Below are 11,783 nucleotides of genomic sequence, written 5' to 3'. Positions count from 1 at the left end.
TATCCCAGCGCTGCCCTGCGGGGAGGCGCCCCTTGCAGCACCCGTGCTCCTACCGCTCGCTTCGCTCGCTATGCGTCGCACTCCATTTCTCCCGTTTTAATTCAAAGGAAGGAAATGGGTGCTGCAAGGGGCGCCTCCCCGCAGGGCAGCTACCCAATTCGGATCGAAGCCTTACAACGTTCCGAAAATACGGTCGCCGGCATCGCCCAGGCCGGGCAGGATGTAAGCGTCTTCGTTCAGGCCATCGTCAAGCGCGCACGTCCAGATGCGCACGTTGGGGTCGGCCTCGAGCACAGCCTGCACGCCTTCGGGCGCCGCCACCAGCACGAGCAGACGGATGTCTTGCACGCCGGCGTCACGCAGGTACTTGAGCGCCGCAATGGCGCTGCCGCCCGTGGCGAGCATGGGATCAACTAGCAACACCGTGCTTTCGGCAATGCGGGGCGGGAACTTGGCGTAGTACGGATGCGCCTCGTGCGTGGTCTCGTCGCGATCCATGCCCAGATGGCCCACCGAGGCGGCGGGTAACGTGCGGTGCACGCCCTCGAGCATGCCCAGGCCGGCACGCAGAATAGGCACCACCGTGATAGCGCCTGAAGGAATGCGCTGGCACGGCACATCGGCGAGCGGCGTGCGCACCGTCACATCCTTCAGTGGCGCGTCACGCAGCGCCTCGTACGCCTCAATGGCAGCGAGCTCGCTTACCAGCTGGCGGAATTCCGTCGGCCTGGCCGCCTCGTCGCGCAGATACGACATCTTGTGCGCCACCAGCGGATGCTGAATGACGGTAAAACGTTTGTTTTCTAGTTCCATAGTAAACTTCCTGCAGATCAAAAGAGGTCAATGAGGGAGAATCTGGCGAGCTGGATTGGCCTGCCGCGACCCCAGTGAACAGGCTTGTAGCCTGTTCACTCCCCGTCTATGCGACCGAGAGGGAGCGCGGCGCTGGCGCCGCGGACACGCGCCGAGGGAAGCACAAGGGCCAAGCCTGCCGCCAAATTCGCCCGCAATGTCGAGTATTTCGTCGTTCGGCAGAACGACGAAACGCAACTAAAAATCGTAGCTGGGATACAGCGGATGCGCATCCAGGATGCCGCGCACCTCAGCCGCGATGGCATCGAGTTTAGCATCGTCGCCCTGCGCGAACACGGTCGCGGCGATGAGCTCGCCTACGCGGCGGAACTCCTGCGCATCCAGGCCGCGCGTGGTGGCAGCCGCCGAACCCACGCGGATACCGCTGGTCACAAACGGGCTGCGGGGTTCGTTGGGGATGGAGTTCTTGTTCACCGTGATGCCCACGCGCTCGAGCAGCTTCTCGGCATCCTTGCCGGTCACATCCGCCGGCGTGAGATCCACCAGGCACAGATGGTTGTCGGTGCCGCCCGACACCAGACGCAAGCCACCTGCCGTGAGGCCTTCCGCCATGGCGGCGCAGTTGGTCACCACGCGACCGATGTAGTCCTTGAATTCGGGGCGCAGCGCCTCGCCGAATGCAACCGCCTTGCCGGCGATCACGTGCATGAGCGGGCCACCCTGGCTGCCGGGGAACACCGCCTTGTCGATCTTCTTGGCGATTTCCTCGTCGTTGCACACGATCATGCCGCCGCGCGGGCCACGCAGGGTTTTGTGCGTGGTGGAGGTGACCACATCGGCATAGGGCACGGGGCTGGGGTGTGCGCCGGCTGCCACCAGGCCCGCGATATGCGCCATGTCCACCATGAAGTAGGCGCCCACCTCGTGCGCGATGGCGGCCATGCGCTCGAAATCAATCAAGCGAGGGTAGGCGCTTGCGCCGCCCACGATAAGCTTGGGGCGCAGCTCGTGCGCCATGCGCTCCAGGGCGTCATAGTCGATGGTCTCGTCCTCGGTGAGGCCATAGCCATGGAAATCGTAGAGACGGCCGCTGAAATTGACCGGAGAGCCATGCGTGAGGTGCCCGCCGTTGTCCAGGCTCATGCCCAGCACCGTATCGCCCGGCTGGATGAGCGCGAAGTACGCCGCCAAGTTGGCGTTAGCGCCGCAATGAGGCTGCACATTGGCGAAGTTAGCACCGAAGAGCTCCTTGGCGCGGTCGCGCGCGAGATCCTCCACGATGTCGACCTTCTCGCAGCCGCCGTAATAACGCTTGGACGGATAGCCTTCCGCGTATTTATTGGTGAGCACGCTTCCCACGGCCTCCATCACCGCCGTGCTGGTGAAGTTTTCCGAGGCGATAAGCTCGATGGAGTCGCGCTGGCGCGTGAGCTCGAAGGAGATGGCGGCAGCGACGGCCGGATCGGCTTGGGCGAGATAGGTGAAGGGCATGGCAGTTCCTTTCGTCCATGCAGCAGGCACGCGCCAGACGGCGGAGCATACCCGCGATTCGTTAGAACCCCGCCATCCTACCACCGAGAGCGTTCGCCCCAAGCGCGAAAACGGCCACAAGGCTAAAGCGCCCTGTGGCCGTTACGAAGATTACATAGAATGCCCGGCGTTCGGCAGAACGCCGCAATTATTAACCGCGCACCACGTTGCCGTTGGCGTCTACACTCACGCCACCCTTGTCGGCGTCGAGGCGCATGATCTTGGCCACGCGCATGGCGTGACGACCACCCTCAAACTTAGTGGTGAGGAACGTATCCACGATCTGCTTGTTGGTTTCCAGGTCCACGAAGCGACCGGAAAGCGTAATCACGTTAGCGTCGTTGTGCTGGCGGCACAGCTCGGCGAACTGGGTGTTAATCACGTTGGCGGCGCGGATGCCCACCACCTTGTCGGCCGCGAGCGCCATGCCGATGCCGGTGCCGCACACCAGCACGCCGCGGTCGGCGGTGCCGTTGGACACATCGTGTGCCACAGCGGCGGCGTAATCGGGATAGTCGACGCGGTCGTCGCTATCGGGGCCGCGGTCGATAACCTCGTGGCCTTCGCCCTTCAGGTATTCGACCAGCGCCTGCTTCTGCTCGAAGCCCGCGTGGTCGCTTCCGATGGAGATCTTCATGTGCGCATCCTTTCGATCGCAGGACGATTTGCTTAATCCTGCGCCATCATACCCTATTTGATCATCACGCGATTCGAATACAGCACCCGCTCACTTGGTCATCACGCGGCGCACGGCATCGTGCCAGCCGGCCATGAGGGCATCGCGCTCGGCGGCATCCATCTTGGGCGTGAAGTGGTCGTCGTGCTCGCGCAGGGCGCGAATCTGGGCCATATCCTCCCAGAATCCCGTGGAAAGGCCGGCCAAAAACGCCGCACCCGCGCCGGTGCTTTCGATAACCTTGGGCCGGTTGAGTCGCGCGCCCAGAATGTCGGATTGGAACTGCAGCAGGAAATCGTTGCCCGACGCGCCGCCATCCACGTTGAGCTCGGCGATGGCGATGCCGGAATCCTTCTCCATGGTGTGTGCCACATCGGCCACCTGGAACGCCATGGACTCGAGCGCCGCGCGGGCGATGTGCGCCCTGTTCGCGCCGCGGGTGAGGCCCAGGATGGCTCCGCGCGCCTCGGAATCCCAGTACGGAGCGCCCAGGCCGGTAAACGCAGGCACCACATATACGCCAGCGGTGTCTTCCACGCTGCGCGCAAGCGTCTCGCTTTCGGCGGCATCGGAGATGATGCCCAGCTCATCGCGCAGCCACTGGATGAGCGCGCCCGCCACGAACACGCTGCCCTCGAGCGCGTACTCAAGCCCTTGCACGCCCGGCGCGCTGGCCGCCACCGTGGTGACCAGGCCGTGCGACGATGCGACCGGGGTGCCGCCCGTGTGCATGAGCAGGAAGCATCCGGTACCGTACGTGTTCTTCGCGCGGCCAGCCTGCGTGCAGCACTGCCCGAACAGCGCCGCCTGCTGGTCGCCCGCGACGCCGCGGATGGGAATGCCCTGCGGCATGCCGGGATACGCCGTGACGCCAAAATCGCCCGACGAGGGGCGCACCTCGGGAAGCATGGAGGCAGGGATGCCAAACAGGTCGAGCAGCTCCTGGTCCCATGCGCCCTTGTGGATGTCGAACAGCATGGTGCGGCTGGCGTTGGTCACGTCGGTGGCGTGCACCTTGCCGCTCGTCAGCTGCCAGACAAGCCACGTGTCCACCGTGCCGAACGCGAGCTTGCCCGCCTCGGCCGCCTCGCGCGCGCCTTCGACGTTGTCGAGGATCCATTTAATCTTGCTGGCCGAGAAATACGCGTCGGGCACCAGGCCGGTCTTGGCAGTGACGCGCGCCGAAACCTCGGGGTCGCCGCAGACGGCCTCCACGATGTCGGTGGTGCGACGGCACTGCCACACGATGGCGTTGTACACGGGTTCGCCGGTCTCGCGATTCCACACGATGGTGGTCTCGCGCTGGTTGGTGATGCCGATGCTGTCCACCTCATCAGGCGTGACACCGCTTGAAACCAGCACCTCGGTGACAACGCCCAGCTGCGACGATGCGATTTCGCGGGGGTCGTGCTCCACCCAGCCCGGCTGAGGGTAAATCTGGCGGAAGGGGTGCTGGGCAATGCCGCGAATGAGACCGGCATGGTCGAACAGAATAGCGCGCGAGGAGGTGGTCCCCTGGTCGAGCGCGAGCACGTATTTCTTGGTCATGATAGCTGCCTCACTTTGCTGGCCCTTCATACGAACCGCCGCTCGCGCAGGCGAGCGGCGGTTGCCGTTATTCGATTCCGTAGATTTCGAACATGCCCAACGTGGTTTTGAGCGCAACCTTCTGCGCGAGCAGCTGATTGCCCGCGGCGCCTTTGATGGTTCCGGCCGCCTTGCGCTCCTCCACCTTCTCTTCGAGGTCTTCGTAGCGCGCTTCAAGATCGTCATGCATATCCTCATATGCCGCAAGACGCTGGATAGCCTCCTGCACCATATCCGGATCGACGGACGCCGTGCCGTCTGCCGCCCTCGTCGTCAATCTACGCGCCATGAAGTCCTCCTTTGTTGCCCTATTTGCCTTGCGTCTTCAGCGATTCAATCATCTTTTCGAGCGAGCCGTCCGAGAAACCCTCGGAGTACGCGCTGGGAATGACCACGGTGCCGCCCGAGCCCTTCACGCTCTCGTACAACAGGTGCATGGTGCGCAAGCGCAGCGCCACGTCGTTGCCCTTGTACTGCTCGGCAGCCTCTACCAGCATGCTGGAAATATCCTTCTCCACCTCGGCGAGCACCATACGCGCGTTCTTCTCGCGCTCGGCCTGCGCCTCGGCGCTCATGGCCTCCTGCAGGCTTTCGGGAATCACGATGTCGCGGATCTCCACCGAAAGGATGGTGATACCCCACTCGCTGGTCTTTTCCTCGATGACCTCCTGGAGTTCGGCATCAAGCTGGTTGCGACGCACGGCCACCTCGGAAGCGCTGGCGCGGCCGATGGCATCACGCAGAGCGGTCTGCGCCACCAGGCTCACGGAGTTGTAATAATTTTCAACCTCGAGCGCCGCCTTTTCGGCGTCCCACACCATCCAGAACAGCACAGCATCCACATTGATGGGCACAAGATCGCTGGTGAGCGTTTCCTCGGCAGCGAAGCCCGTAAGCATCACACGCTGGTCGGCGCAGAGGGCGATTTGCTCGATGAACGGAATGGTGAAGTAGATGCCGGGGCCTTTGGTACGGTGGTACTTACCCAGACGCAGCACCACGACCTTTTCCCACTGCAGGGCGATGTGGATAGACATCACGGCAAGCAACGCAACCAGCGCCGCAATGATGAAGCCCGCTACGGAAAGCTCGCCCGTAATTGCATATTCGAGACCTGTTACCAGGCAAAACGCCACCACGAATACGAACGCCGAGAACAGCATGGCGCCGTTTTGCGACGTGCGGCGATCGGCGCGCGAATTGTACTTCTCTATAGGGAACGTCCGGCGGTCCTTGCCGAAACGCTTAGAGGCCCTTGCGTCTTTCGTTTCTCTCATAGAGCATCCTCTTCTCTTGCGCCAGCGCGCCGCCCTCTTCCTGAACCTTGTGGGCAACGTCGAGCATACGCAGCTTCACCTCGTCGAGCGACATGCCCATAGACATGCAGCGCTTGATGGCGTCTTCGATCACGGTGTCTACTGCTGAAAGCATGTCCTCGCGCGACGAATCGGGCGTCTCGCGCACGAACACGCCGCGCCCGCGCACCGACATCACATAGCCGGCATGCTCGAGGTCGACGTAGGCCTTGCTGACCGTGTTGTAGTTGATGGAAATTTCGGCGGCGAGGCTGCGCACGCTGGGCAGCTGATCGCCGGGCTGATAGTAGCCGGTTTTAATCAGATAGATGAACCGATTGCGCAGCTGGACCCACACGGGCAGACCGGAAGTTTCATCGAGTTTGAAGTCTGGCATGCGGGTTTCCTACTACGCTTTCTACCGAATATGCGAGCGCGCGGGCGCGATGCCGCCGCTATGGGCACCTGGGCGCGGCGCGTTCTATTTGCTGCGGACAATTGTAACGGTTTGCATGGGCGCGGGGGAAGAAAAACGCGGCTCGCGCACTCCTGCGCCTTTGCGCCACCGGCGGCGGGCGCCTCTCTTCCCCTCGAGGCTAATGCAGGCCGGCGGCTACAAGGCAGTATCGCAACGCATAGCCGCCAAGCAGGCACAACGCGTCCGGCAAGGGAAACGTGCGCGTACGGCGCAGCAGCGCGCAGACAACCTCGCTCACCAGAGGCACGACGATGCCGGCGATGCACACGCCGCCCACGAACCATACGCGCAAATCTTCCGCGAATAAGAGGGAAAGCGACGTGGGCGCCTCGCCACGACCGGTTGCCGACACGTACATGAACGCCGCGAGCGCAAGCACCTCCAGCACGAGCACCGCTATATGGATACCGTGCAAACGAACAAGCCCGAAATCGATGCGCCACGAATCGCGCATGAAGGCGGCGATGGCAACGATAATCGCGATACCCGACGATACGGCAGAGAACACGAACAGCACGGGCATAAGCGGGGTGTCCCAGAACGCAACCGCCTTGGTGGACTGCAGATACACGCCCGTATACGTCATCACCGCCACCGCGAGAATCGCACAGGCGATTTCAGCGACCGCTTTCATGCGCGCCGACACATGGGGAGCGTAGAAATTGTTGGCGATAGCGAGAAAGCCCGACACCACGATCATGCCCGCAAGGACGAACGTTCCGAATGCAATGACCGACGTAGAGGAGGGGCGTAAAAATAACAGCACGAAACGCTCGGGGCGTCCGAGGTCGGCAAGCAGGCACAGCGCCGCCAGACATGCGATCACGAACCCCACCGCGAACGAGCGATTGCGCAGCGCGCGGAAGACGTCGGTTTCAGGCCGCGTGCGGTCAGCGTTCATATGGAACGCGAAACTCCATAGCGAAGACACCAGCAGCACGCCAGCGCTACATCCGCCAAGAAACAGATAGAGAACCACAAACGGACCAAACACGGCGCACTCCCCCTTTCGCCGTGACGCATTATAGTATCCCCGCGTCGCATGCCTACCCGGCAATACGCCGGGCGCAGCAATTACGCCTCGTCCTGGGCCGCCTTCACATGTGAAACGTAGGAGAACGTCCCATCTTCCTCATTGCACTCGATGCCGAATCGTTTCGCGTACGCACGCTCAAGACCGAACACCAGCTCGCCCACGCCGCGATAGTAATCAGTTTTGGCATGATTCTTCACCAGGAAGCGCCACGCCGAAGCCCATGGGAGCATGTGGGCAACCATGAATTCCTCGAGCGCTTTTGCGGCCTTCTCGGTGGCAACGGGGTCGAACGCGTCCATGGCCTCCAGCTCGCGACCCATGAGATAGGAGCAGAACGCCAGCATGACGCCGAGTGCGTCGTCGGGCTCATGCGCCTTGCGCTCGAACTCCAGGCCCCATGCCTTGTAAGCAGCGCGTACTTCGAGGGTGGAACGTCCGAACATCGTGGAGTTGGGCTCGGTGTAGTACGATTCCCAAACCGGCGCCTCGGGCGATCCGAGGCCCACGAACAGGCGCAGCCATTCACGCTGGATATCGGCAGTGGCTTCCACTACGTTATTGCGTGCGGCGTTACACCAGGCCTGAAGCAGCACGAGGCCGTCTTTGACCGCCGGGTCTTCCTCGCCGAACGGCGCGGCAGCAAACATATCGTCGTCGATGCAGGAACGCACCCAGCCTTCAGTGGGCTCCTGGCTGATCAAGCCGGCAGCGAAACCGAACGCCGCTTGGGCGGCCTGCAATGTTTCTTTATCGAAATCCATGAGGGAACCTCTTTCTCGTTCCATCGGGCAGCACGCCCAAAAGCAATCGCATGATTCATTCGCTTTCCGCAATCCATACGAAGACGCTAAGCCGACCCCCAGTATAAAGCAGGCGCCGCGAAGCCTGTATGCCTCGCGGCGCCGAAAGCGGGCGGATGAAGGGAGGGAATGGAGAGGAGGGGTCCGCCCGCCTAGTGGTGCCTTACGTCTTGCGGAGCCTATTAAAAACGCAGCGCTCGAAAAACGAAGACTGACGGAGGCTATTCAGCCAAGTCAAGCTCTTCGGCGAGGCTCACAACCGAGCCAGTGCCCGATCCGGTAGCCTGGGCCGCAGGATGCGGGTTGATAATGATGCTCGGATTGGTGGTGTTCTCGGGCAGGGGCTCGATTTCCACGTTGCCTTCACCATACTTCTCGCGAAGCTCGTCGATATCTCCCCAATCAAGAGCACGCATGGGACAGGCAGCCACGCAAACGGGCTTGCGGCCGAGCGCTATTTCATCAACGCACATGTTGCACTTGGTGACCAAGCCCGTCTCTTCAACAAACGTCGGAGCGCCGTAGGGACATGCAGGAATGCACGTCTTGCACCCAATGCAAGCCTCCTGATCGATGGTCACAATGCCCGTTTCGTCGTCTTTGGAGATGGCGCCCGTTGCACAGTTCGCCATACAAGCAGGCATTTCGCAATGATTGCAGGCAATGGAGACAAAGTACCCGAACACGCCGCTGGGAACGTAGCTGCCTGCATCGTTTTTCTCCCACGTGCCACCCTGATAGTTGTACACACGACGCCACAGATTGTTTACGCCAAGCCCATGCGTTTCCTTGCAGGCAACCTGGCAGGTCTTGCAGCCGGTGCACTTGGTGGAGTCAAAATAGAATCCATATGTCATGATATCCTCTTCCCCCTCTTACTCTATACCAACGGGCATAACGATGGGGCATTCTTTATCGGGAACAAGCTCGATATCACCGGTGTACTTCTCAACCTGCACGAGCGTGCCAGTCCAGGACTGAGATGCTTCGCCCGAAGCCTTAGGCGCCTGAAGGATATTCGGATCGCCTCCCAGATCGATGCCTGTTTCCTCGTCGATGCGAATCCATGCGCCATCCTGCAATGCAACGGCCCCAGGAACAAGCGTGGGTATGACCTTGGCAGGACGCAGAACTTTACCATGCGGGCTGGTCATAAGGACAATATCGCCACTTTCGATACCGCGCGCCTCAGCGTCTACCGTGGAAATAAAGCATTCCTGAGGGAAGGCCTCCCTGAGGCTTATCGTATTGTCGTTCACCGTATGGGCGCGCCTCAAGCTATGCGGAGTCCACAGGAGCAGAGGATATTCATCAGTCTGCTGGCCAGCGCCCTGATCGGGATCTCCGACCTGCCACTTCGCAATGGGGTAAATAGTGGAATATCCGAGAGAATTCACGGAAGAAGCGAGGGCTGCGCTGTAGATTTCAAACTTGCCCGTAGTGGTCGCAAGAGGATAATTGTCGGGATCGTCAACGAACGCCGCAAACGGGATATACGTAAGCGCGTCGTCAAACGATCTCTGGGTTTTATAAAGACCCTTTTCTTTGAGCTCCGCAACCGTAATGCTTCCCTCTTGAGGAGTACCTTCAACCCCCAACTCGTCAATGTCATCCTGCGTGATGGTTATAAGTGGTTCGTAAGTCGCAGTTGCCTGATCGGTCATCTTAATCGCTCCGGCGAGCGAATAGTACGTGCGCTCCGCATCGGTCATTGTGTTCACAGTCTTGGGATCGAGACCCAGACGCGTTGCCAGTTCCTCGGCAATCCACGTTTCAGGCTTGGCCTCGTAAAGCGGCTCCATGATACGGTCCGCCCAGTAAACGGTCTCCGCGTTTACACTCCAGGCAATATTGCCCTTCTCCCACCATGTAGCAGCGGGAAGAACAACGTCGCAGTATTGGCGCGAAGCGTCGAAAAACGGATTGACGCCCCAAACAAAATCAACCTTACGGAAAGCCTTAATACCTGCGTTGGCGTTGGGAAGAGAGTTGAGAGAGTTTTCATATCCTCCGGTATAAATAACATGGATATCGAGCGGCTTCTTGCCTCCCGGCCATGAATCCCTGCCATATTCGCCGTCGAGTATCGACTGCCAGCATTCGGTGTAATCGATCTTTTCCCACGATGACTGATCCTTGATCTTCGACCAGTCAATAACCACAACCAGCGCAGGAGGGGTCAAGGGATTGGCTGGGTTCTTGCCGGCACCGTTAGAAGAGTCGCCGGCAAAGCAATACGGTGTGGTCGAATAGCCATGCTCATGCATGCCGATCCAGCCCACGTAATTGCCCGGCGTACCCACTCCGTGCATGAACGCAAGCGTGTAGAACGCTTGGGCGAACATCTCTCCCGCAGGGATTTTAGTAGTAGACTGCCCGGCAAAGAAATCGACCTTCTCGGTGTTAGCGATTTCTTCCGCAAGACGGCGAATCGTGTCCGCCGGAACGCCGCAGATTGCCTCTGCCCATTCGGGAGTCTTGGGCTCCCCGTCATACGTGCCCAACAGATAGTCCTTGAAGTTATCCTTTGGGTCGGCGCCTTCGGGCATATGGTCGGCGTCGAAACCAATGCAATACTTATCCAGGAACTCTTGGTTCTGCAGATTCTTATCAACCTGGTGATACATCATTCCCAGGCAGAATGCCGTATCGGTTCCAGGAATAATGGGCACCCACTCGTCCGCCATGGCTTGCGCAGTTTGGTTGAGCCAAGGATCAACTATGATAAGCTTTCCTCCCTGCTCTTTTGCGTATTGAAGCTGATGGGCGGTATTGCCGGCTTTGTTTGCAGCCCAGTTATTTCCAAAGTGGAAGTGGAGCTGGCTTTCCGCAAGGCTGAGCGCATCGGGAGCCTCAAACAGGCTACCGGTCATGAAGAACTCTGGCATAGGCCACGATCCAAGAGAAACAGTGCCAAGCTCATGGTGAACCGCTCCGCCCTTGGCATTCAGCAGGCACACGATGGGATCAAAGTATTCATCGCCAATATCGCTATAGGCCGCCGCCAAAATGGAATGCGGACCGTAGTCATCGTAAGCCTTTTGCATTTGTTCCGCGATGATATCGAGCGCCTCTTCCCAGCTTATGCGCTCCCATTCGTCCTTGCCACGAAGCTCTTTGTTTGGGTTGTCCGGGCTCCAGTTTTTCCTCTTCATGGGATACTTGATGCGAGCGGGAGAAAGCATGTCGCTCACCTTGGCCCTACCGCGGAGGCACGCGCGACGCTGGGGAACCTCAATGGTATCCTCGTCCTCCTCGTCAGTGCGAATCTTGCGCGGCACGCCATCTTCTACATACACCCTGAGCAAACAACGAGAATGCTCGCAGCTACAGTTGTTCATGCAGGCGCCCGTCAGCCACGTGCCGGTTTCCTGAATTTGAGCTTCGCCTCCCTCTTCGGTTCCGCTTTCGGTCGTAGGCGCACAGCTTGTCAGACCAGCCAGAGAGGTTGCGCCTGCCGCAACAGCGCCCCACTTCAAGAAATTACGACGAGTCAACGATGTATCCACGTTTCCCCCTTCCCTCGTCGCGGTTGCATCTCCATGATGCTTCGGGAATTTAATCTATC

General features: G+C 60.2%; 11 protein-coding genes. All 11 read right to left on the bottom strand.

Features of this window, described 5'->3' with window-relative positions; translation table 11 throughout:
* Positions 1 to 171: 171 nt before the first annotated feature.
* A complete protein-coding gene (upp, locus tag Q0J60_RS03630) occupies positions 172 to 813 on the bottom strand; it encodes a uracil phosphoribosyltransferase (protein WP_294438879.1) in 642 nt (213 codons plus the stop codon).
* Between the two features lie 237 nt (positions 814 to 1,050).
* Positions 1,051 to 2,304 carry a serine hydroxymethyltransferase gene (glyA, locus tag Q0J60_RS03625; RefSeq protein WP_294438878.1) on the bottom strand — a complete coding sequence of 418 codons (1,254 nt, stop codon included), beginning with the start codon at positions 2,302 to 2,304 and terminating at the stop codon, positions 1,051 to 1,053.
* A gap of 190 nt (positions 2,305 to 2,494) precedes the next feature.
* Entirely contained in the window at positions 2,495 to 2,980 is a 486-nt protein-coding gene (gene rpiB / locus Q0J60_RS03620; RefSeq protein ID WP_294438877.1) for a ribose 5-phosphate isomerase B, read from the bottom strand.
* A 90-nt stretch (positions 2,981 to 3,070) separates the two neighbouring features.
* Positions 3,071 to 4,567 (bottom strand): glycerol kinase GlpK, encoded by a 1,497-nt coding sequence (gene glpK, locus Q0J60_RS03615; RefSeq protein ID WP_294438876.1) that lies wholly within the window; start codon positions 4,565 to 4,567, stop codon positions 3,071 to 3,073.
* A gap of 67 nt (positions 4,568 to 4,634) precedes the next feature.
* Entirely contained in the window at positions 4,635 to 4,895 is a 261-nt protein-coding gene (locus Q0J60_RS03610; RefSeq protein WP_294438875.1) for a hypothetical protein, read from the bottom strand.
* Positions 4,896 to 4,914: 19 nt separating this feature from the next.
* Positions 4,915 to 5,883 (bottom strand): slipin family protein, encoded by a 969-nt coding sequence (locus tag Q0J60_RS03605; RefSeq protein ID WP_294438874.1) that lies wholly within the window; start codon positions 5,881 to 5,883, stop codon positions 4,915 to 4,917.
* The gene (locus Q0J60_RS03600) at positions 5,852 to 6,298 is read right to left on the bottom strand and encodes a GntR family transcriptional regulator (protein WP_294438873.1); all 447 of its coding nucleotides are present in this window, start codon (positions 6,296 to 6,298) and stop codon (positions 5,852 to 5,854) included. Before Q0J60_RS03600 ends, Q0J60_RS03605 begins: the two co-directional genes overlap by 32 nt.
* 199 nt (positions 6,299 to 6,497) lie before the next feature.
* Entirely contained in the window at positions 6,498 to 7,373 is an 876-nt protein-coding gene (gene nrfD, locus Q0J60_RS03595; protein ID WP_294438872.1) for an NrfD/PsrC family molybdoenzyme membrane anchor subunit, read from the bottom strand.
* 80 nt (positions 7,374 to 7,453) lie between these two features.
* Positions 7,454 to 8,176 (bottom strand): molecular chaperone, encoded by a 723-nt coding sequence (locus Q0J60_RS03590; protein ID WP_294438871.1) that lies wholly within the window; start codon positions 8,174 to 8,176, stop codon positions 7,454 to 7,456.
* 260 nt (positions 8,177 to 8,436) lie between these two features.
* On the bottom strand, positions 8,437 to 9,072 hold the full coding sequence (locus Q0J60_RS03585) for a DMSO/selenate family reductase complex B subunit (RefSeq protein ID WP_367178774.1): 636 nt from the start codon (positions 9,070 to 9,072) through the stop codon (positions 8,437 to 8,439).
* An 18-nt stretch (positions 9,073 to 9,090) separates the two neighbouring features.
* Positions 9,091 to 11,724, bottom strand: coding sequence for a molybdopterin-dependent oxidoreductase (locus Q0J60_RS03580; RefSeq protein WP_294438870.1), 2,634 nt, complete (start codon positions 11,722 to 11,724; stop codon positions 9,091 to 9,093).
* Positions 11,725 to 11,783 lie beyond the last annotated feature (59 nt).

Source organism: uncultured Slackia sp., from assembly GCF_944321625.1.
Taxonomy (GTDB): Bacteria; Actinomycetota; Coriobacteriia; order Coriobacteriales; family Eggerthellaceae; genus Slackia.
This window is presented reverse-complemented; position numbering and strand designations above follow the sequence as displayed.

Coding starts and splice junctions, on each gene's coding strand:
- upp (WP_294438879.1), bottom strand. CDS start 813: ATGGAACTAGAAAACAAACGTTTTACCGTCATTCAGCATCCGCTGGTG.
- glyA (WP_294438878.1), bottom strand. CDS start 2,304: ATGCCCTTCACCTATCTCGCCCAAGCCGATCCGGCCGTCGCTGCCGCC.
- rpiB (WP_294438877.1), bottom strand. CDS start 2,980: ATGAAGATCTCCATCGGAAGCGACCACGCGGGCTTCGAGCAGAAGCAG.
- glpK (WP_294438876.1), bottom strand. CDS start 4,567: ATGACCAAGAAATACGTGCTCGCGCTCGACCAGGGGACCACCTCCTCG.
- Q0J60_RS03610 (WP_294438875.1), bottom strand. CDS start 4,895: ATGGCGCGTAGATTGACGACGAGGGCGGCAGACGGCACGGCGTCCGTC.
- Q0J60_RS03605 (WP_294438874.1), bottom strand. CDS start 5,883: ATGAGAGAAACGAAAGACGCAAGGGCCTCTAAGCGTTTCGGCAAGGAC.
- Q0J60_RS03600 (WP_294438873.1), bottom strand. CDS start 6,298: ATGCCAGACTTCAAACTCGATGAAACTTCCGGTCTGCCCGTGTGGGTC.
- Q0J60_RS03590 (WP_294438871.1), bottom strand. CDS start 8,176: ATGGATTTCGATAAAGAAACATTGCAGGCCGCCCAAGCGGCGTTCGGT.
- Q0J60_RS03585 (WP_367178774.1), bottom strand. CDS start 9,072: ATGACATATGGATTCTATTTTGACTCCACCAAGTGCACCGGCTGCAAG.